18 protein-coding genes are annotated in these 18,946 nt (G+C 60.2%); 7 read left to right on the plus strand and 11 right to left on the minus strand.

The genetic code is table 11. The annotated features are described in order from the left end of the window. Window positions 1-43: 43 nt before the first annotated feature. Genes IEX75_RS04660 through lptF form a run of 3 tightly spaced genes read right to left on the minus strand, consistent with a single transcriptional unit; the run spans window position 44 to window position 2,704 of the window. Window positions 44-475, minus strand: coding sequence for a putative toxin-antitoxin system toxin component, PIN family (locus IEX75_RS04660; RefSeq protein ID WP_229720634.1), 432 nt, complete (start codon window positions 473-475; stop codon window positions 44-46). Between the two features lie 22 nt (window positions 476-497). Next, entirely contained in the window at window positions 498-1,601 is a 1,104-nt protein-coding gene (lptG, locus tag IEX75_RS04665) for an LPS export ABC transporter permease LptG (RefSeq protein WP_188793063.1), read from the minus strand. Continuing rightward, window positions 1,601-2,704: an LPS export ABC transporter permease LptF gene (gene lptF, locus IEX75_RS04670; protein WP_188793064.1), complete on the minus strand. Its 1,104-nt coding sequence runs from the start codon at window positions 2,702-2,704 to the stop codon at window positions 1,601-1,603. The genes lptG and lptF overlap by 1 nt, the downstream gene beginning before the upstream one ends. A 98-nt stretch (window positions 2,705-2,802) precedes the next feature. On the opposite strand from lptF, the gene IEX75_RS04675 reads away from it, so the two are divergent. Continuing rightward, window positions 2,803-4,290 carry a leucyl aminopeptidase gene (locus IEX75_RS04675; RefSeq protein ID WP_188793065.1) on the plus strand — a complete coding sequence of 496 codons (1,488 nt, stop codon included), beginning with the start codon at window positions 2,803-2,805 and terminating at the stop codon, window positions 4,288-4,290. A gap of 62 nt (window positions 4,291-4,352) precedes the next feature. Continuing rightward, window positions 4,353-4,775, plus strand: coding sequence for a DNA polymerase III subunit chi (locus IEX75_RS04680; RefSeq protein WP_188793066.1), 423 nt, complete (start codon window positions 4,353-4,355; stop codon window positions 4,773-4,775). Between the two features lie 26 nt (window positions 4,776-4,801). On the opposite strand, the gene IEX75_RS04685 is transcribed toward IEX75_RS04680, so the two are convergent. Beyond that, a complete protein-coding gene (locus tag IEX75_RS04685) occupies window positions 4,802-8,395 on the minus strand; it encodes a hybrid sensor histidine kinase/response regulator (RefSeq protein ID WP_188793067.1) in 3,594 nt (1,197 codons plus the stop codon). A 187-nt stretch (window positions 8,396-8,582) separates the two neighbouring features. Between IEX75_RS04685 and IEX75_RS04690 the strand changes: the two genes are divergently transcribed. From IEX75_RS04690 to IEX75_RS04700, 3 genes are read left to right on the plus strand one after another with little or no spacing between them, the layout of a single operon-like run. After that, a complete protein-coding gene (locus tag IEX75_RS04690; protein ID WP_188793068.1) occupies window positions 8,583-9,197 on the plus strand; it encodes a YceI family protein in 615 nt (204 codons plus the stop codon). Beyond that, window positions 9,194-9,775, plus strand: a complete 582-nt coding sequence (locus IEX75_RS04695; protein WP_188793069.1) for a cytochrome b — start codon at window positions 9,194-9,196, stop codon at window positions 9,773-9,775. Before IEX75_RS04690 ends, IEX75_RS04695 begins: the two co-directional genes overlap by 4 nt. An 8-nt stretch (window positions 9,776-9,783) precedes the next feature. Continuing rightward, window positions 9,784-10,326 (plus strand): YceI family protein, encoded by a 543-nt coding sequence (locus IEX75_RS04700; protein ID WP_188794322.1) that lies wholly within the window; start codon window positions 9,784-9,786, stop codon window positions 10,324-10,326. 80 nt (window positions 10,327-10,406) lie between these two features. Here IEX75_RS04700 and IEX75_RS04705 read toward each other — a convergent pair whose 3' ends face one another. Beyond that, window positions 10,407-10,643, minus strand: coding sequence for a glutaredoxin family protein (locus tag IEX75_RS04705; RefSeq protein WP_188793070.1), 237 nt, complete (start codon window positions 10,641-10,643; stop codon window positions 10,407-10,409). A gap of 78 nt (window positions 10,644-10,721) precedes the next feature. Between IEX75_RS04705 and IEX75_RS04710 the strand changes: the two genes are divergently transcribed. Then, a complete protein-coding gene (locus IEX75_RS04710) occupies window positions 10,722-12,104 on the plus strand; it encodes an L-serine ammonia-lyase (protein WP_188793071.1) in 1,383 nt (460 codons plus the stop codon). A gap of 71 nt (window positions 12,105-12,175) precedes the next feature. Here the strand turns inward: IEX75_RS04710 and IEX75_RS04715 are convergent, their stop codons facing one another. From IEX75_RS04715 to IEX75_RS04730, 4 genes are all read right to left on the minus strand, one after another. Beyond that, window positions 12,176-13,462, minus strand: coding sequence for a sensor histidine kinase (locus tag IEX75_RS04715; RefSeq protein ID WP_188793072.1), 1,287 nt, complete (start codon window positions 13,460-13,462; stop codon window positions 12,176-12,178). Continuing rightward, window positions 13,446-14,132 (minus strand): response regulator transcription factor, encoded by a 687-nt coding sequence (locus IEX75_RS04720; protein WP_115494911.1) that lies wholly within the window; start codon window positions 14,130-14,132, stop codon window positions 13,446-13,448. Before IEX75_RS04720 ends, IEX75_RS04715 begins: the two co-directional genes overlap by 17 nt. Window positions 14,133-14,466: 334 nt before the next feature. After that, the gene (gene rimK, locus IEX75_RS04725; RefSeq protein WP_188793073.1) at window positions 14,467-15,360 is read right to left on the minus strand and encodes a 30S ribosomal protein S6--L-glutamate ligase; all 894 of its coding nucleotides are present in this window, start codon (window positions 15,358-15,360) and stop codon (window positions 14,467-14,469) included. Then, a complete protein-coding gene (locus IEX75_RS04730) occupies window positions 15,357-15,809 on the minus strand; it encodes an ATP-dependent zinc protease family protein (RefSeq protein ID WP_188793074.1) in 453 nt (150 codons plus the stop codon). The genes rimK and IEX75_RS04730 overlap by 4 nt, the downstream gene beginning before the upstream one ends. 388 nt (window positions 15,810-16,197) lie before the next feature. Here IEX75_RS04730 and IEX75_RS04735 point away from each other — a divergent pair, with 388 nt between their 5' ends. Next, window positions 16,198-17,388: a glycoside hydrolase family 5 protein gene (locus IEX75_RS04735; protein WP_188793075.1), complete on the plus strand. Its 1,191-nt coding sequence runs from the start codon at window positions 16,198-16,200 to the stop codon at window positions 17,386-17,388. A 35-nt stretch (window positions 17,389-17,423) separates the two neighbouring features. Here IEX75_RS04735 and IEX75_RS04740 read toward each other — a convergent pair whose 3' ends face one another. Together IEX75_RS04740 and IEX75_RS04745 are read right to left on the minus strand one after the other, a co-directional pair. Then, window positions 17,424-17,588 carry a hypothetical protein gene (locus IEX75_RS04740; RefSeq protein WP_188793076.1) on the minus strand — a complete coding sequence of 55 codons (165 nt, stop codon included), beginning with the start codon at window positions 17,586-17,588 and terminating at the stop codon, window positions 17,424-17,426. Window positions 17,589-17,961: 373 nt separating this feature from the next. Beyond that, window positions 17,962-18,561 (minus strand): hypothetical protein, encoded by a 600-nt coding sequence (locus tag IEX75_RS04745; protein ID WP_229720635.1) that lies wholly within the window; start codon window positions 18,559-18,561, stop codon window positions 17,962-17,964. Between the last annotated feature and the right edge of the window lie 385 nt (window positions 18,562-18,946).

Raw genomic sequence — 18,946 nt, forward strand, 5'->3', positions numbered from 1 at the left:
CCATGTCATACATGACGATGTTGGGGTTTACACCACCTACGGGCTACGCGCTTATCGCCTCTCGCCATAACGCCGGCGGCAGGATCGCGAACAAACCTTCGCGTTGCGTGCGTCGGGCCAGGCGCAGCAACTCCTCGTCGCGTGTGAGCAATGCTCGTGCGCGAGCCTGGTAGGCAAGTTCCAGGAATTTCTGATCGTCACGATCACGGCAGCGCGGCAGCACCACACCGTCGTTTCTTACGAGGGTGTCCGAGGGCGCGATGCCATGCACGTACCGGTCAAAAGTCGCAATGGCTTGCAGGCGTCGCCGCTCATCCAGCTTCAACTGTGGATATGTCAGCACGGCGTGCCATTCGGCCCGGCAGTCCTCGCGGGTGACTAGCTCGACGTCACCCGCGCGCACCGCTTCCAGCAACGCGACACATTGCGGGTCTTCAAAGACAAACAGATCGAGGCATACGTTGGTGTCAGGCACGAACCGCAATGCGCCGGACACCTCACGCATTTTTACGGAAGTAGAACCAGGCGATGAACACCATCAGGAACGCCGGCAACACGTTCGCAGCCAGCGGCGGAATGCCGTACACCGTACCGAAGCTCACGATGGCCTTCTGCACGAAGTACCAGCTGATGGCGATGATCATGCCCATGAAAATTCGCTTACCCAGGCCGCCCGAGCGCAGCGCGCCGAAGGCGAACGGCATGGTGCACAACACCAACACCATCACGTTGAGCGGATACATCACGCGCCCCCAGAACGGTGTCTCGTAGGGCCGGGTGTTTTCGCCGTTCTTACGCTTGTAGGTGATGATGTGCTGCAGATCGCGCATGGCCAGGTACTGCGGCTGCACCAGCGACTGCTGCAGCACTTCCGGATCGAGCCTGGAATCCCAGCGTTCGTTGGCGGAAGTACTGCTGTGCACGCCGTTGTCGTCCATCGTGGTGGTGCGCACGTGGTCGAGTACCCATTGCTTGCCGACTTGCTCGGCCGTACTGGCCTCATCGAAGCGGCTCAGCTGCCGGCCATCGGGCGTGAGCGTGAATACGCGTACATCGCTCAGCTGTACGAAGGAGTGATCGCCCGCATTGCGCAGCGCGCTGTTCTTGGCGTTGATGATGCGGTCCCCATCGCGCGCCCACAAACCGCTGCTGGTAAGCCCGAGGTTGCCGCCGGAACGCAGACGCAATTGCAAAGCCTGCGCCTGCTGGTCGCCCCATGGCCCGACGGTTTCGCCCATGACGACCACGCCGGCCACCAGCACCGCCACCACACCCACCGCCGATACGGCAATACGCAAGCGCGACATGCCTGCCGCGCGCAAGGCGGTCAACTCGCCGGTGGAGGCCAGGCCGCCGAGCCCCATCAATCCGCCGATCAGCGCCGCAAAGCTGAACATCTCGTACATGCGGCGCGGAATCGTCACCACGATGTAGAAAATGGCATTGCTGAGCGTGTAGCCGTTGCGTCCGATGAAACCGAGCTGGCGCACGAACTGGATCATCGCATCCAGGCCCACCAGCACCAGCCACACCATCAGCAACGAACCGAAGACGGTCATGCCGATCAGCCAATCGACGCGCTTGATGCGCAAGCTAGCCATCAGGCCCTCGCCTTGCGCGGCGCACGCGCTGCATACTGATTGCGGAAATTCCAAGCGGCAATCGCAAACAATCCAAGACTGAGCAACCACATCGGTGTGGCGTGGTGCCAGTGTCCCTTGGCTAGCTGACCGCGGCACAAGGCGAGCAAGTTGTAGTAGAGGAAGAAGCCGAGCACGGCGATGAGCATGCGTCCGTAGCGTGGTTCACGCGGCGTCTGCTTCGACAGCGGCATCGCCAGCATCAGCAACGCCAGCGTCATCAGCGGCACCACCGTGCGCCACGCGAATTCGGCACGCGCATCGGGCGTGGTGTTGCGCAAGAGATCAGACATATCGAGGTTGTGAATCGGATCCGTTTCATCATCTGACTGGATCGCCGACAGCGCGCTATCGTTGCGCTCGTACTTCATGCGGCGCCAGTTGTCTGCACCCAGCGGAATCTCGTATTGCCAGCCGTCGTACAGCGCCAGGTAGCGATTGCTGCTGTCGCTGTTGGAGTAGAGGTTGCCGTGCTGGCCGGTGGCCATCTTCATCACCAGGCTGCCATCCTTGTTGGTGCGTTCGGCGGCGATGAAGGTACGGCCCAGCTTCTGGCCGTCGCGGCTCAGCGTATCGACCAGGATGATGCCGCCCTTGCCTGGCAGCTCGGTAAAGCGGCCCGCATCGAGACCCGCAGCAATGATGGAACGGTTGGCGGCTGCAACCAGGTTGTCGGATGTGCGTGCCGACCAGGGGCCCAGCCACATCGACACCGCACTGACCAGCACGAGCATGATCACCGCCACGATCGCCATGGGTCGCAGCAACCCGCCCATGCCCATGCCCGAGGAAGCCAGCACATGCATTTCGCTTTCGCGGTACATGCGCCCGAAGGTCTGCAGCACGCCCAGGAAGCCCGCCAGCGGCAGCATGCTGGACAAGGTGTCGACCATGTTCAGCCCCAGCACCTGGAACATCACACTGGCGGGGAAGCTGCCCTTGGCCACCTGTTCGAGCACGTGCGCGAAGGTGGTGCCGGCCATGATCACCAGCAGCACGACGACCGTGGCACCGATGGTCGTACCCAGTTCGCGCAGAAAATACCGGTCTAGGATGCTCAGCATGCGATAGAATTATGGGTTCCGTGCCTCGCCAGTCCTGGCAGGCAAACCCGTAGTCTAGCCGGTTCGGTGCGTGCCGGTCTTCCCGCAGGAACTTGACGATGACGCTTCAATTCAGCCCAGCCTCCGCCGCCCCCGAAACCGTCGACACCCCGTGCGTGGTGGTCGGCGTCTACGAAAATGGCCTGCTCACCAGCGCCGCGGCACGCGTGGACAGCGCGGCCGGCGGTGCGATCAAACGCCAGGTGGAAAGCGGCGACATCAACGGCAAGGCCGGCAGCACGACCCTGCTGTTCGCACCCGAAGGCGTGCAGGCCAAGCGCGTGCTGGTCGTCGGCCTGGGTGGCCAGAAGGGTTTCGATGCGGCGCGCTTTCAGAAGGTGAACCTGGAAGCAGCGCGTGCGCTCACGCGTCTGCCGATCGACAGCGCCGTGTCCTTCCTCGCCGAAGCCGACGTCCCCGGGCGTGATGCCGCATGGCGCGTGCGCACCGCTGCGCTGGCGGCCGATTACGCCACTTACCGCTACACCGCCACCTTCAAGCCGCGTGAGAAGACCGGCCAGCCGGAACTGCTCAGCATGGGCTTCGCCACGGACGCACAGGCGGGTCTGGATCAGGCCGTGGCCATTGCCGAAGGCGTGCGTTTCGCACGCGAACTGGCCAATTTGCCGCCAAATATCTGCAACCCGGCGTATATCGCCGAGCAGGCCGTGAAGTTTGCCGACGCCCATGCAGACAACCAAGTCAGCTGCAAGGTGCTCGATCACGAAGAAATGGAACGCCTCGGCTTCGGCTCACTGCTGGCCGTCGGCCGCGGCTCCGCCAACAAGCCGAAACTGATCGTGCTCGAGTACAAGGGCGCCGCCGCAGACGAGAAGCCTTACGCCCTGGTCGGCAAGGGCATCACCTTCGACACCGGCGGCATCAGCCTCAAGCCCGGCCCGGGCATGGAGGAAATGAAATTCGACATGGGTGGTGCAGCCGGTGTGCTCGGCGCATTCGTGTCAGCCGTGAAACTGGGTCTGAAGATCAATCTCGTCTGCGTGGTGCCGGCGGTGGAAAACATGCCCGATGGCGACAGCTATCGTCCCAGCGACGTGCTTACCAGCCTGTCCGGCCTCACCATCGAAGTGCTCAACACCGATGCCGAAGGCCGTCTGATTCTCTGCGACGCGCTGACCTACACCGCGCAAACCTTCCAGCCCAAAGTACTGATCGACGCTGCCACGCTGACTGGCGCCTGCGTGATCGCACTGGGCAAGTACGCCAGCGGCCTGATGAGCAAGCACGACGACTTGGCCGAAGAGCTGTTGAGCGCAGGCGACATCTCGCTCGACCGCGCCTGGCGGCTGCCGCTGTGGGACGACTATCAGGTGCAGTTGGAATCCGGCTTTGCCGACGTCGCCAACATTGGCGGCAAGAACGCCGGTGCCATCACGGCCGGCTGCTTCCTCTCGCGTTTCACCGAAGGCCAGCGCTGGGCGCATCTGGATATCGCCGGCACGGCGTGGGATGAAGGCCGCAAGGGCCTGGCCACCGGTCGGCCGGTGCCGCTGCTGGCGCAGTGGTTGATCGACCGCGCCGGCTGATCAAGCCTGGGAACAGAAGCCTTACGGCTTCTGTTCCCTTCCCTATTTCGCCATTGACGACGATGCCCCGCGCCGACTTCTACCTCATCGCCAAGCCGCGTTTCAGCGAGCAACCGCTGTTGCTCGTGTGCGAACTGGCGCGCAAAGCGTTCGCCGCGCAACAACCCACGCTCATCCTCACGCGTGATTTCGAGCAGGCAGAAGCATTGGATGAGCTGCTGTGGTCGTTCGACGACGACACCTATATTCCGCATCAGCTTGCCGGCGATGACGACGACACGCATACGGCCGTGCTGATTGCCCCGCCCGGTGTCGACACACCTGCGCGCCCGCTGATCATCAACCTGCGCGAACAATGTCCACAGAGCTACGGCGAGCGCGTGCTGGAGGTCGTGGCGGCGAACCCTGAAGAACGCGAAGGCTCGCGTGTACGTTGGCGCGAGTATCAGCGGCTGGGCTTTGAAGTGAACAAGCACGACATGTGATGCGGCCCGGCAATGGGCGTGCCGGCTTACGCTAGATGAGTCTGTTTTGAAGCGGCCGCGCGTGCCGCCATCGCGTCCTGCATCGCCGAGGCCAGTTGCATACCGTTCAACGGTTTGTGCAAGAACGCGTCGATGCCCACCTGACGTCCACGCATGATCTCCTCCTTATCGCCACGCACCGTCAAGGCAACGATCGGCACGTGTTCGCCGATGACTTCACCGTGACGTATCAATTGCGCCACCTGGAATCCATCGATACCAGGCAGATCCAGCTCAAGCAGCATCACGTCGCACGGTTCCGTAGCCAGTTCCGCCAAGGCATTCAGGCCGTGATTGGCATGGCGCACGCAGTGCCCCTGATATTCGAGCATCGCGCGAACGGTATCCGCAATCGTGGGATCCCCTTCCACCAGCAAGACATTCAGCACGCGCCGGTGACTGCGATCCGATTCATCCCGCGCCGTTGCCGGCGCAATTTCCAAAGGCAAACGCACGTGGAACGTGCTGCCTTCACCCAGGGTCGAATCCAGCGTCATACGGCCGCCCATCAGCCCGACCAGTTCGTTGCAGATTGCCAAGCCCAGGCCGCTGCCGATGCTGCGTTGCGGACCATCGTCCTGCTCGAAACGGCTGAACAAGCGCACGCGGCTGGTTTCGGAGATGCCGGGGCCGGTATCGCTCACGTCCAGCGACAACATGTCATCCGTCCAACTGACATGGATACGGATGCCGCCACGCTCGGTGAACTTCACCGCGTTGTTGACCAGGTTGAACAGCACCTGGCGAATACGCAACGCGTCGCCGATCAGCAAGGCAGGCACGTCTTCATCGACATGCAACTCGAGTGTCAGGCGCTTAGCGTGCGCAGCACCTCTTTGCAGGCGCACGACATCCTGCAATACCGGCCGCAGTTCGAATGGCGTCGGATCCAGCACGAGCTTGCCGGCTTCGATGCGCGCCAGATCCAGCGCATCGTTCAATAGCTTGAGCAACAGGTTGCTCGCGCGCTGCATGGATTCGGCATATTCGCGCTGCGTATCGTTCAAGGGCGTGGCCAGCAACAACTCGGCCATGCCCATCATGCCCGTCATCGGCGTGCGGATTTCGTGACTGAGCGTGGCAAGGAAGCGGCTCTTGGCGGCGCTCGCCTGCTCGGCGATCTGGTGCCGCTGTTCCGCGAACAGAATGCGGCGGCGGTGCGCCAAGCGGCGGCGCCACGCGTGCATCACCAGAAAGCCCAGGGCCACGATGACGCACACATAAAGCAGCCATGCCCACCAGCGCAGCCACGGCGGCGCTTGCACGACGATGTGCAACGGCGCGGCAAGCTGGACCCACTCACCCTCTGAGCTGCGCGCCATGACATCGAGGGTGTAGTTGCCACTGCCAAGGCCAGTGAATTCGCGCTCGCCATGGTTGTCGCGATCCACCCAGTCGCTGTCGAAACCATTGAGACGGAATCGATACTGATTGGCCGAAGGATTGATGTACGAGAACAACGTAGCCTGGATGTGCAACTGACTGTCGCGCCAGCTGACGCGGATCGGCTGCGGATTCAAAGGCAGATACCGCAACATCCCCTTGTGCTGCACGGTGATCCCCGTCACCGACAACGTAGACGGCAAGGGCGGCGGGTCCACCTTGTCCGGATCGAATCCAACCACACCGCCGTTCGTCGCCGCATAGAGATAGCCATTGGGCAGCAACGCATAACCGCGGTCGAACTCGCCATTCGCAAGGCCATTCTGCAAACCGACATGGTAGAAGCTGCCCTTTGCAGGATCGTAGCGCCACAGTCCTTCGATGCTGAAAATCCACACGCGTCCCAGGCAATCGAGGTCCACGTCCACGGCACGCAAGGATGGCCAGCCGTGTTCGGCGTCTACCGTCTTGTCCAGCACCATGCGCTGGCCATCGTGGTGGTAATGCGACAGGCCATCCTCGGTGGCCACCCAGACACCGGTGCGATCGAAGTCGAACGCATCAATGGCTTTGCCGACAGGAATGCCCGGCACCATCACGAAACGGTTGCGTGTCCGATCGAACCACATCAGGCCGCCATCGCTGGCGTACCAGAACGTGTCCTTGTAGAGCGTCATCTGGCTGCCCCACATCACCTTTTCGTTCGGCTTGTCCATGTCCACCGGCGACACCGCCAGCGTTTCCGGATCAATGCGGAAAATGCCGTCACCGAAGGTACGCGCGTACATCATGCCGTCGGGGCCGGGTTCGACCTCGAGCGGACGATCAAGCACCTTGTGTTGCGGATCGACCTGGTCGAGCCGGTTGTGCACATAGTCGTAGCGATACAACGCGCCCTGCTGATCGATCCACAGGCGCTGGCGGAAATCTTCGGTCATGCCGACCACATCGCCGCCGAGCCCGTCGAGAATGTGTTCGACCTTGCCGGTCACAGGGTCCAACCGGTCGACGCGGCCATCGCGTTCCCCTACCCATACGTGCCGGCCATCGCGGCCGCGCGCCATGCTGGTGGCCATCGAATCACGCAGGCTGTCGGGATCGTCGGGAATGTGCGTGAAACGGCTGAAGCGGTTCCAGCCGGGAGCGAGATAGGCAACACCGCCCTCGAATGTCGTTACCCACAGGCCGCCTTCACGATCGACCAGCGTCTGCCATATCCAGATACCCGGCAGATTGCCATGCAGTAACGGCTGATTGACCAATTGAATGACGGGCGCATCCGGGCTCATCTGCAGATACATGCCACGCTGAGTGCCGATCCACAGGTGACCGGCCTTGTCGCGCGTGCTGGTCATCACGTTGGTCTTGTGCGGAATGGTCGGTTCGCCAAACAGTCGGGCCACGTCGTCCGGTCCGACCATCAACAAACCTTGCCCGGTGGCAACCCGCACTTCATTGCCCTTGCCATTGATGCGCCAGGCATCCATCGATTGGCCGGGGTCTGCAGGCTTGATGCGTACGAAGCCACCATCAGCTTCGCGGCGAAACACACCGCGATCGGAACCCACCCACAGGCGTCCCTTGGGGTCGACATACAACGTAGCTACTGTCCCAAAATCGCTGGGGTACAGACCGAGCAAGGGATTGGTGACATGCTCGAAACCCTGGCCATCGGGCAGCATGCGATCCAGACCGTCGCCGGTGCCAACCCAGATCGTGCCGTCCGGCGTTTGCACGATCACCCACACCTGATCGCTGGCCAGGCTTTGTGGATTGCCCGGATCGTGTCCCCAGTGCGTGAATTTGCCTGTCGCAGCGTCGTAGCGATTCAAGCCGGCGTCCAGGCTGCCAGCCCAGAGCTTGCCTTGCTGGTCGACCAGCAAGGTCGAAATCTCGTTGTTGTAAAGCGAGTCCGGATCGTTCTCGATGTGCCGGAACACCTGGAAGCGCACGCCATCGAAACGGGCAAGGCCGCCCTTGGTGCCGAACCACATGGCGCCGTCATGATCCTGGACTACGGTGTAGACGACGCTGCTGGGCAGTCCATCCTGGGTGCCATAGCGGCGGAACTGGGGCGTCGGCAACGGCGCGAGGTCGGACGCATGAGTAGCCGCCGGCGGAGCCGGTGGGTTTGCCACAGATGCCGCTGCAGCACCGCCGGACGCCGACGCACCCAGCAGCAAAGCCAGCCCCAACATGAAAACCGCCACGAATCGGCCCTCACCCTCAAGCACGTCAGGCGAAGCAGTCACCCTACCCGTGCGCGTCGCAAAGAGAAATCATGCCAGTTCCGTCTGACTGTCGCACGTGTTGTTCATGGCAATGCAACAATCCGTTTCTGTCCGTGCGCTGGCGGAGCCAAAACGTTTCCGCCAGACTCCTAGGATGAACCTTCGCCGCCACGCCAATCTGTTGCTGACGTCATGTTTTGGCTGTCTGTCCATGCAACCTGCGCTTGCGGCGTCCGACAATTATCGCTACGACACGGTGCACAGCCAGATCGTCTTCAGCATCGACCACGATGGTTTCTCACGCCCACTGGGAAGGCTGCATATCGCCCAGGGCTCGCTGCGCTTCGATCCTGACGACTGGTCAAAATCCAGTACCGAGCTGGATATCGACATGCGCAGCCTGGACATGGGCGACGCCAGCTGGAACGACGCGGCATGCAAAACCTCGCTGCTCGATTGCAAGACCTATCCGACCGCGCACTTCGTCAGCACGTCGGTGGAACGCAAGGACGATACGCACGGCATGCTGCACGGCACACTCACCCTGCACGGCGTGAGCCAGCCGATCGATATGCCCTTTCGCGTCAATCGCATCGGCAAGACGATCTATGGCCTGCACACGGTGGCCGGTTTTTCCGCCACGGCCATGCTTGATCGCACTGTGTTCGGCATCAACGGCTTTCCCAATGCCATCGGCCATAGCGTTGCGATCTGGCTGGAACTTGAGGGCATTCGCGACAGTTCAAACAACGATAAGGAGCATCCATGAGTTTGCGTAGTGACGGCCGCCAGTGGGGTTCGGTCGCCAAGTTCTTTCATTGGATCGTCGCCCTGGGGATTCTCGGCAACGGTATATGGGGCTTGCTGATGACCGGCATGGCACCCTCGATGAGCAAGATCAGCATTTATGCCCTGCACAAGTCGATCGGCCTGACCGTGCTGGCGCTGTTTGCATTGCGCCTGGCCTGGCGGCTGTATGACGGCGCACCGCCTGACGAACCCATGCCGCGTTGGCAGCGTGTAGTGGCGCACCTCACGCACGCATTGCTGTACGCGTTCATCCTCGCCATGCCGTTGAGCGGCTGGTTGTTCAACTCGCTGCACGGTTATCCGCTGCAGTGGTTCAAACTGTTCAATCTGCCGGCGCTGGCGGCGAAGAACGACGATCTTTCGCATCTCGCGGGCGAGGTGCACGAATGGTTGTTCTACCTGTTGCTGCTTGTGCTGGCGGGACACGTCGGCGCCGCCTTGAAACACCATTTCTTTGAACGGGACAACGTATTGCGACGCATGCTGCCCTTCGCTCGCGTGCGTCAAAGCAAGACAACTTCAGGAGAGCTCACATGAATATCCGTATTTCTTCCCTTGCCCTGTTGCTTGCCTTGGCAACGCCATGCATCGCCAGCGCTGCCGATTACACCGTGCAATCGGGTAGCACGCTTGGCTTCACCAGCAACTTCCAGGGCAGCAGCTTCGATGGCCACTTCGGCAAATGGACCGCCGCGATCAGCTACGACGCAACGAAGTTGGCCACGTCGAAATTCGACGTGACGGTCGATCTTGCCAGCGCCAAGACCGGCGACAATGATCGCGACAGTGCGCTGCCTGGGGCAGATTTCTTCAACGTGGCGAAATACCCGCAAGCCCACTTCGTCACTACCGCATTCCATCAGCAAGGTAGCCAGGTGGTTGCTGATGGCATGCTGACCTTGCGCGGCGTGACCAAGCCGGTGAGCTTGAATGTCGTGTTCAAGCCGCAGGGCAACGGCGGCACGCTGGATGTAAGTGGCACGGTGAAGCGGCTGGATTTCGGCGTGGGCGGCGGACAGTACGCCGATACGTCGGTGATTGGGCCGGATGTGAAAGTAACCGCGCATCTAGTACTTAGCTCAAAATAATGCCGTAGGTTGGGGTGCAAACCCCAACATGGCGTGATGGCAAATTATGGCGATGTTGGGGTTTGCACCCCAACCTACGTCTATCGCTCGGCAATGATCCAGCGCGCCACCGCCACCGCATCGAACGGCCAGTCCAATTCACGCCCCGTGCGCACCTCGCACAGCACCGGCACCCGGGTGCCGTAGCGGCGCTCCAGCTCTTCACTGTCATCGACCCACACGCTATCGAAATCGGGCAAGCGCGCCTCGGCCAATACGGCCAATGCGATGTCGCACAGGTGACAGTAATCGCGTTGATAAAGCACGAAATCGGCCATACGTGCGCTTGCAGAATGCCCCGGCGGAAATGCCCGCGTAGAATAGCCCGTTCATCCCCGTCATCGCAGTGCCCCCACATGGCTGTCAGCGCCTTTGATATCTTCAAGATCGGCATCGGCCCGTCTTCCTCCCACACCGTAGGCCCCATGCGTGCGGCAGCCCGCTTTTCCGAGCGTTGGCTGGAGGAAAAAGGCGCACTGGATCGCGTCACCCGCGTGCGCGCGGAGCTGTATGGATCGCTGGCGATGACCGGCCGCGGACATGGCACCGACAAGGCCGTCATTCTTGGCTTCGAAGGTGAACACCCGGATACGGTCGATCCCGATCAGATTCCCGAGATTCTCAAGCGTGTGCGCACCACGCATCGCATCCGCGTGCTCGGCAAGCATGAGATCGATTTCGACGAAAAGCGCGACCTGGTGTTCAACAAGCGCCAGAAGCTGCCGTTCCACACCAACGGCATGCGCTTTACGGCCTATGATGCCGACGGCAACGAACTGGCGACGCGCGACTACTACTCCGTCGGTGGCGGTTTCGTGGTCAACCACGATGAGGCAGCGGAAGATCGCATCGTCGCCGACACCACCGAACAACCCTACCCTTTCCACACGGGTGAGCAATTGCTGGCGCTATGCGAGCAGCATGGCCTGACCATTCCGCAGCTGATGATGGAAAACGAGAAGGTCTGGCGCAGCGAAGCGGAAGTACGTGCCGGCCTGCTGACGATCTGGAAGGCCATGCAGGGTTGCGTCGAGCGAGGCCTGCGTTCGCCGGGCACGCTGCCGGGCGGCCTCAAGGTATCGCGCCGCGCGCCGGCCATGGCGTCGGAATTGCGCAACCAGCCCGAAGCATCGCTCAAGGATCCGCTCACCATTCTCGACTGGGTAAACCTCTACGCGCTGGCGGTGAACGAGGAAAACGCTGCAGGCGGACGCGTCGTCACCGCACCGACCAACGGCGCTGCGGGCATCGTGCCGGCCGTGCTGCATTACTACCATCGCTTCTGCCCCAAGTCCGACGAACACGGCGTGGTCGATTTTCTGCTTACGGCGGCAGCGATCGGCATTCTCTACAAAGAGAACGCCTCCATCTCCGGCGCCGAAGTCGGCTGCCAAGGTGAAGTCGGTGTCGCATGCTCGATGGCTGCCGGCGGTCTTACTGCGGCGCTAGGCGGCAGCATTCACCAGATCGAGAACGCCGCTGAAATCGGCATGGAACACAACCTCGGCCTCACCTGCGATCCCATCGGCGGACTGGTGCAAATTCCATGCATTGAGCGCAACGCCATGGGCGCCGTCAAAGCCATCAACGCCAGCCGCATGGCGCTGAAGAGCGATGGCAAGCATCGCGTATCGCTCGACAAGGTGATCAAGACCATGCGCGATACGGGTCTTGATATGAAGGACAAGTACAAGGAAACGTCGCGTGGCGGGTTAGCGGTGAACGTGATCGAGTGCTGAGGTAGGTTGGGGTGCAAACCCCAACATTGCCACGTACACCGTTGCGTTGGGGTTTGCACCCCAACCTACATTCAACGCTCGAAGACGATGCTGGCAATCGCCCCGTTGGCATCTGTGCGCGGCTTCATGGAGACATCCCAGCCGTAGAGTTCGCACAGGCGTCGCACAATCGCCAATCCCAGGCCGGCGCCACTGCCACCCGCACCTTCACCACGCACGCCACGCTGGAACAGACGCTCCGCGTCTTCGGGTTTGATGCCGGGGCCGGTGTCGATGATGTCGATGCGGCCTTTTCCGACCTCCACCGTGACACGGCCTTCCAGCGTGTATTTGATGGCGTTGCCGATCAGATTGGTGAGTGCTACCGATAGCACGGAAGCGGGTGCATTGACGGTCACCGAATCGTTCTGCAGCAGCTCGACTTCGATCGGCTTGTCCCGAATTTGCGGACGCTGGCTGTCGATGACGTCGGTAGCCACTTTCGCGATGTCGGTGATTTCGCCCCGCGTAGGTCCGCGGCGTTCGGCGCGCGACAGCAGCAAAAGCGCTTCGATCAGCTCGGTCGCCTGACGTGATGCTCGCTCGATGCGCTTCAAGCGTTCGCGCAGTTTGTCGGTGAGATCAGGCGAACCTTGCAGCAGTTCGGTGGTGCTGGAAATCACGGCCAGCGGCGTGCGCAACTCGTGGCTGACATCGGAATTGAATTCGCGGTCGCGCTCGACCATCGCCGTGAGGCGCGTGGAGTATTCATCGAGCGCCTGCGCAAGCTCACCCACTTCGTCATCGGCAAAATGGGGTGCCAGCAGTTCGGCACGCCCCGCCTTGCGAAAGTCACGCAGACGATGCGCCAGCTCGGTAACCGGCTTGAGTACTTTGCGCGACAGCCACATGCCGATCGCCAGCGACAGCAGGCTGAACAAAATGACGGAAGCGATCAGCGATGTGATGAGCTGGCGCTTGCCTAGGTCCTCACGACTGATGTCATAACTGATGAAACCGATCAGACCATATTTGCGCGCGACCGCAAGCTTGTAATGTCTGGGGTGGCCGTCCTTGTCCACGTCGTGCATGTCGTACACGCCAGTTGCAAGGTTCTGCCAGCCGAGCGGTGCCTTGTAGATGGTACGGTCGCTCCACATCCAGGCGTCGATTAGGCGCGATCCCACCGGCTGACCGGGATTGCTATGCGCATTTTCGACCGCCTGATCGACATCGCTTTGCAGACTCGCATTGACCAGCTGATTCTCGACCTTGGCGCGCACATACAACGACGCAGCCGCGAACAACGCGCTGAGGCCAAAACCAAACAGCGCGAATGAGATCAGCAGTCGAAATCGCAGCTTACGCCTGGACTGCATCCGGATCGACCATGCGGTAACCGATGCCGTGTCGTGTATGGATCAACGCCTTTTCGAACGGCTTGTCGATCGCGGCGCGCAACCCGTGGATGTGTACACGCAGACTGTCGCTGTCGGGCAGTTCCTCGCCCCACACCTTCTGCTCCAGGTCCTGGCGCGTGACCACGGAGGGGCTGGCCTCCATCAACGCCTGTAGAAGCTTCAGGCCGATCGGGTTGAGCTGGATGGACTTGCCGTCGCGGGTCACCGTGAGGGTGTCCAGGTTGTAGGTCAGGTCGGCCACCTTCAGCACCCGGCTCTGTGGACCTTTGCCACGGCGCGCCAGCACTTCCAGGCGCGCGGCCAGTTCCTGCAGGGCGAAGGGCTTGGTCATGTAATCGTCCGCGCCGGACTCGAAGCCGGTGAGCTTCTGTTCGAGCGCATCGCGGGCGGTCAGCATCAGTACCGGCGTTTGCTTATGGGCTTCATGGCGAAGCTTGCGGGCCACGTCCAGGCCATCCATGCCCGGCAGGGTCAGGTCGAGCACGATGACGTCGAAGTCATGCACCACGGCCAGATGCAGACCGGTGACGCCATCTCCGGCGAAATCCACGACGTGGCCACGATCTTCCAGATAATCGCCAATGTTGGTGGCGATATCGCTGTTATCTTCAATCACTAGAACGCGCATGCGTTTCTCCGCTACGCAACCGGCGCACCGGCCGGGACGTCTCCAAGCTTAACGAGTGCGCGGCGCAAATGTTAAGCGCCATGCTGAACGCCAGCATTCGGAAGGGGCATCGGACAAAGAAAAAGCCCGGATACCGCGACCGTGCGTCGCTGCACCCGGGCTGAAGCTACTGCCCCGATACCGTCGTCTGCTGTCGCCCTTGCGATTGAAGTAGCGAGCAAACAAACAGTGAGACCTTTATAGGGGTCAGGCAGTTACGTGGCAGTTAACCCGCACTCACTGCTTGGTTAATGGGGCAACATCCTTGGGATTTGTGTTGTCGGCGTGAAAACAGCTAAGCACGCTTCGGCGTCTTGCCAACGTGCCGCTCCAGATGACGAATGATGTGTTCGGCCACATTCACGCCCGATGCCGCTTCGATGCCTTCCAGTCCCGGCGATGCGTTGACCTCCAGCAGCAGCGGACCGCGCTTGGAGCGCAGCAGGTCGACGCCGGCGATGCCCAAACCCAGGGCCTCGGCGGCATCCACCGCAATGCGCTTTTCTGCAGTGGTCAACTTGGCGGCTACGGCAGTGCCTCCACGGTGCAGGTTGGCGCGGAATTCACCGGCCACCGCTTCGCGCTGCATCGCCGCAACCACCTGCCCACCGACCACGAAGCAGCGCAGATCGCTGCCCTTGGCTTCGGCGATGAACTCCTGCACCAGGAAGTTGGCGTACAGGCCACGGAAGGCCTCCACCACGCTTTGCGAGGCGCTGCGTTTTTCCGCCAGCACCACGCCGGTACCCTGGCTGCCTTCGTTGAGCTTGATCACGTGCGGCGGATCACCCAGCATGTCCAGCACGTCGGTGGTGTCGTCCGGGTTGTCTCCAAAGACCGTGACCGGCATGTCCAGACCTTTTGCGGCAAGAATCTGCAGACAGCGCAGTTTGTCACGTGCGCGCAGCACGGCGTCGGACGAATTGGGGGTGTACACGCCCATCATCTCAAGTTGGCGCAGCACCGCCGTACCGTAAAACGTGCTCGACGTGCCAATGCGTGGAATCGCTGCATCGATGTCGTGCAACGCCTTGCCCTTGTAGCGGATCTCCACCTCACCTGGCGAGATGCGCACATAGCACCGCAGCGGATCGAGCACGCGCACGACATGGCCGCGCTCGCGCGCCACCTCGACCAGACGCTGGGTGGAATACAGCCGCGCATTGCGCGAGAGGACAGCGATTTTCATGGCTTTTGCACCATAGTATGCGCGGGCTTGGGCAGGGTGTAGGAGAGTGCAGGGTCGACCTTGAAGCGCCCGACCAGGGCGGTGCGCCCCAATAGCATAGGAAACAGCATGTGCCGTCGATCCGTCAGATTTATGTCAACCTCGAAACGCTGGCCAGCCAGCATCACTTCGGTACGAATGAACCAACGCTCACTGCGCCCCCCGCCGGTGTCGACCACCACACGCCGATCGCAGGCTGGCGCCTCGCATTGCACCTGGCGTGCCGATCGACGGCCAAGCCCCACCATGAAGCGCAGCCATGTCTGCTCATCACGCGTAAAGGTTTCCAGTTCGTCCACGTGAAGCGAACTACTGCGCGCACCGGTATCCAGTTTGACCTTGAGCGAAGCGATGCCGAACTGCGGCAATGCCAAGCGTTCCCGCCAACCGAGGGTAATCACATCCGCCATGTCAGCTCACGCTGTCGGGTTGGGAAATCTCAGTGGGGACCGGAGAGGGATGCTTGGAGCGGGTGAAGGGAACAATAAGTGCACCTTAACTCGTTGATTAAAAACCATCTCTAAGCGAAGACTTGCCAGAAATGGCTCTCCAAGAGAGCGTCGATTATCACACATATTATTGATACTCATCACCCGCATTGACAATGAAGATGCTCGCCATGCGCCGCCGTCACCATCCGACGGCCTGCTTGTCACGGCTGCGCTGCAAAGCCGCCGGCCTGATTGCACTTGCGGAACTCGGCCTAATCACGCTCAGGAACGGAATGCCTGAACTTCGTCGGACTTGAAGTGCTCTTAATCAAGAGTGTCCCGATCAGCCCACGGAGGCGGCGCGTCGATGAAATCCACACACAACTCCCTACTCTACCTAGCTATGGCAACCTTGATGACGGGTCCTGCCGCCGCAGCCGATCTCATCAATTTCTGGAACAACCCGCAGAAAGGCGGAAACAGTTTCAACGGAGCACCACCGGACCAGGCTTATTTCAATGCGCTTGCGGAAACCGGTGCGACCTGGGTGCGCCTGACCTTCAGCAAATGGGAAGGAGAGGGGCGCGATTTTCTTGTTGGTGACGCCGATCATTATGATGGACTGAAGACTGCGGATCTCGCGGTCCTGCGCAAGACGCTTGACGCGGCACAGACGGCTGGCCTCAAGGTCGCCATCGTTCCTTTGGTACTGCCAGGAGCGCGTTGGACGCAGCAAAACCAGGGCAAATTTGACGATCGCCTGTGGACCGATCCCGCCTTTGCCAACCAGGCAGTGCGCTTCTGGAGAGATCTTGCCGCTGCGCTGAAAGACCACCCGGCAGTGGCGGCCTATAACCTCATCAACGAACCTGCGCCTGAAAAAAACACTGACCTTCCCGAAACCGCATCCATGCACGATCTCGAAGCCTGGCAGAAAGAACAAGCAGGGGGACCTCACGATCTATTGACGCTCTACGAAAGAATGATCGAGGCCATTCGTGCCGTCGATAAGCTCACACCCATCATGGTCGATAGCGGATTCCACGCCGGCTCACGCTCGCTCGCGGCATGGCCCCGAACACTGGACGACGACAAGCTGCTCTATGCCTTTCACATGTATGAGCCCTATGAGGCAACCAGTTCGCCGAACATGAGGCGCGAGAAGCCCTTGCGCTACCCAGGCACGACAACCGACTACGCCGACGGCACCTGGATATGGAACCGCAAGGGCGTCGCCAAGTATGTCGACCTGGCATTCGATTGGGCAAAGAAACATGAGATCAAACCCAATCGCGTGGTGGTCGGCGAATTTGGCTGCATGCGTCGCTGGACGGATTGCGGCCCTTATCTTGTCGATGTGATCGACGCCATCGATGCCCGTGGCGGCCACTGGGCTTTCTATGCTTTCCGCGAAGATATATGGGATGGCATGGATTACGAACTACCATTCAGCCTTAAACCAGGTCGGTTCTACCAATTCACGGAACAAGGCAAGAGCGAGGAGCTGCCACGAAACGGAGTACTGATGCAGCTGCTAAAAACTCGCATGCGCCGCTAGGGGTGCTTGTGCTGGCGTCAGATCCACATTTTCCCTTACCCCGGTTCGCGCGTGAGCTGCCACAAGGCGCGCATGAAGAGCTTGGGTTTCACCGGACCGCAGACCTCCAACATCTCAGTGATGTTCAAGGTAGCGTTCGTAGCACCGATTTTCTGACCTACCCATAATCCACGCTGTGCGATGGTCAGGGGTAGCGACATAGGCTGTTCGTAACTCACTCAGCATATCCTTGCGAAGGCATGCACCTCGGTCATGGCTGTGCGCAAATGTCTTTGCCATGACCAGCCGCATTGTGGTGAACATGTCTATATGTCATGCGGTATTCTTATCTAGAATCAGGTGTCTTGACGGGCGTGAAGTGGGAATCTCACGCAGAGCCTGCGTAGGTTGGGGTGCGAACCCCAACATGGCATGGCGATAAGCATGGCGATGTTGGGGTTCGCACTCCAACCTGCGAACACAAGGCAAGATCAAGCGTTACCACAAACCGGACATCTTCTCTTAACCCGCTGTAGTGAACAGCCTGGCTAAGGTCCGGCACCCATCAGATGAAGCAATATCCGATGATACGGCCTAATCGCGCTGCTGCTCGGGTGTGGAATGAGTCTTCCATGTAATCGGACGCGGGTCGGCAACCGTGTTTTTTTCCTGAGAGAAGTCGCCATATTGCGGCGCTATATCCGGATCATCTTCCCAGCTGGCCTGCTGCGTGAACTTGCCTGTCTTCCGATTGAACTTCAGATAATGGTGGGCGGTTTTGCCGCCCCAGTCGGATGAAGGAAGCGATATGTAATGAACCGAATACTCTTCATCATTCACATGGCCACGCACGACATACACACCGTAGTGCTCCTCCCCTTGCGAAATGATCTTGTACATGCCGTTGTCATAATAAAACAACGTCGCATCAGGAAAGGGCTTCTTTTCATACATTTTTCTGTAGAAAAGCTTCTGCTGGATCGTAGGCTTGCCCAACTGGACACTGATTGACGCTTGTTCAGTGGTGTCATTTCCAACAGGCGAAAGAGGCATGGCGGCCAACATCAAGAAGGAGATAAACATATTTTTCTCGTTACGGTAGCGATTTTTCTGGAAGCGACGCCCATCTTTGACAAAAAATGGACGCACACCAGCGTAAGCACGCTTGAACTTCGCGTCAAAGGGGAACGCCATCAAATAGCAAAACCAAGGCCGTTTCTACCGTAATCTTCTCGATCTTTATCGTAAGCGTAAGCTGACATTTCTTGCTTGCATCGCATCCCTGACTTCTCCTGCATATAGCCGCATAAAAGTGCACATCAATTGCGTGCTATTCAAGCGCATATAGGGTTGACAGTTGATATGACTCTACTACCAACATACTCGTCGACTTTGCAACACCTGTCAGGCAAATCCCGTGCTGCCTATCCCTCTACAACACTATGGCGAAAATTTCTGCCATACATATGTATCGCATACGCCAGGTCGCATTGATCGATAGTTCGCGCAGGGCACACGGAAGTTCCTAGGGTATGAAAAAAGCCGGGACCCATGGCGCTAGCCACTTCTTGCAAGCGCC

Source organism: Dyella nitratireducens, assembly GCF_014642835.1.
In the GTDB taxonomy this organism is placed as follows: Bacteria; Pseudomonadota; Gammaproteobacteria; order Xanthomonadales; family Rhodanobacteraceae; genus Dyella_B; species Dyella_B nitratireducens.

Excerpts from the sequence above, each read along its gene's own strand:
- lptG (WP_188793063.1), bottom strand. The coding sequence starts at position 1,601 with ATGGCTAGCTTGCGCATCAAGCGCGTCGATTGGCTGATCGGCATGACC.
- lptF (WP_188793064.1), bottom strand. The coding sequence starts at position 2,704 with ATGCTGAGCATCCTAGACCGGTATTTTCTGCGCGAACTGGGTACGACC.
- IEX75_RS04675 (WP_188793065.1), top strand. The coding sequence starts at position 2,803 with ATGACGCTTCAATTCAGCCCAGCCTCCGCCGCCCCCGAAACCGTCGAC.
- IEX75_RS04680 (WP_188793066.1), top strand. The coding sequence starts at position 4,353 with ATGCCCCGCGCCGACTTCTACCTCATCGCCAAGCCGCGTTTCAGCGAG.
- IEX75_RS04685 (WP_188793067.1), bottom strand. The coding sequence starts at position 8,395 with ATGTTGGGGCTGGCTTTGCTGCTGGGTGCGTCGGCGTCCGGCGGTGCT.
- IEX75_RS04690 (WP_188793068.1), top strand. The coding sequence starts at position 8,583 with ATGAACCTTCGCCGCCACGCCAATCTGTTGCTGACGTCATGTTTTGGC.
- IEX75_RS04695 (WP_188793069.1), top strand. The coding sequence starts at position 9,194 with ATGAGTTTGCGTAGTGACGGCCGCCAGTGGGGTTCGGTCGCCAAGTTC.
- IEX75_RS04705 (WP_188793070.1), bottom strand. The coding sequence starts at position 10,643 with ATGGCCGATTTCGTGCTTTATCAACGCGATTACTGTCACCTGTGCGAC.
- IEX75_RS04710 (WP_188793071.1), top strand. The coding sequence starts at position 10,722 with ATGGCTGTCAGCGCCTTTGATATCTTCAAGATCGGCATCGGCCCGTCT.
- IEX75_RS04715 (WP_188793072.1), bottom strand. The coding sequence starts at position 13,462 with ATGCAGTCCAGGCGTAAGCTGCGATTTCGACTGCTGATCTCATTCGCG.
- IEX75_RS04720 (WP_115494911.1), bottom strand. The coding sequence starts at position 14,132 with ATGCGCGTTCTAGTGATTGAAGATAACAGCGATATCGCCACCAACATT.
- rimK (WP_188793073.1), bottom strand. The coding sequence starts at position 15,360 with ATGAAAATCGCTGTCCTCTCGCGCAATGCGCGGCTGTATTCCACCCAG.
- IEX75_RS04730 (WP_188793074.1), bottom strand. The coding sequence starts at position 15,809 with ATGGCGGATGTGATTACCCTCGGTTGGCGGGAACGCTTGGCATTGCCG.
- IEX75_RS04735 (WP_188793075.1), top strand. The coding sequence starts at position 16,198 with ATGAAATCCACACACAACTCCCTACTCTACCTAGCTATGGCAACCTTG.
- IEX75_RS04740 (WP_188793076.1), bottom strand. The coding sequence starts at position 17,588 with ATGTCGCTACCCCTGACCATCGCACAGCGTGGATTATGGGTAGGTCAG.
- IEX75_RS04745 (WP_229720635.1), bottom strand. The coding sequence starts at position 18,561 with ATGGCGTTCCCCTTTGACGCGAAGTTCAAGCGTGCTTACGCTGGTGTG.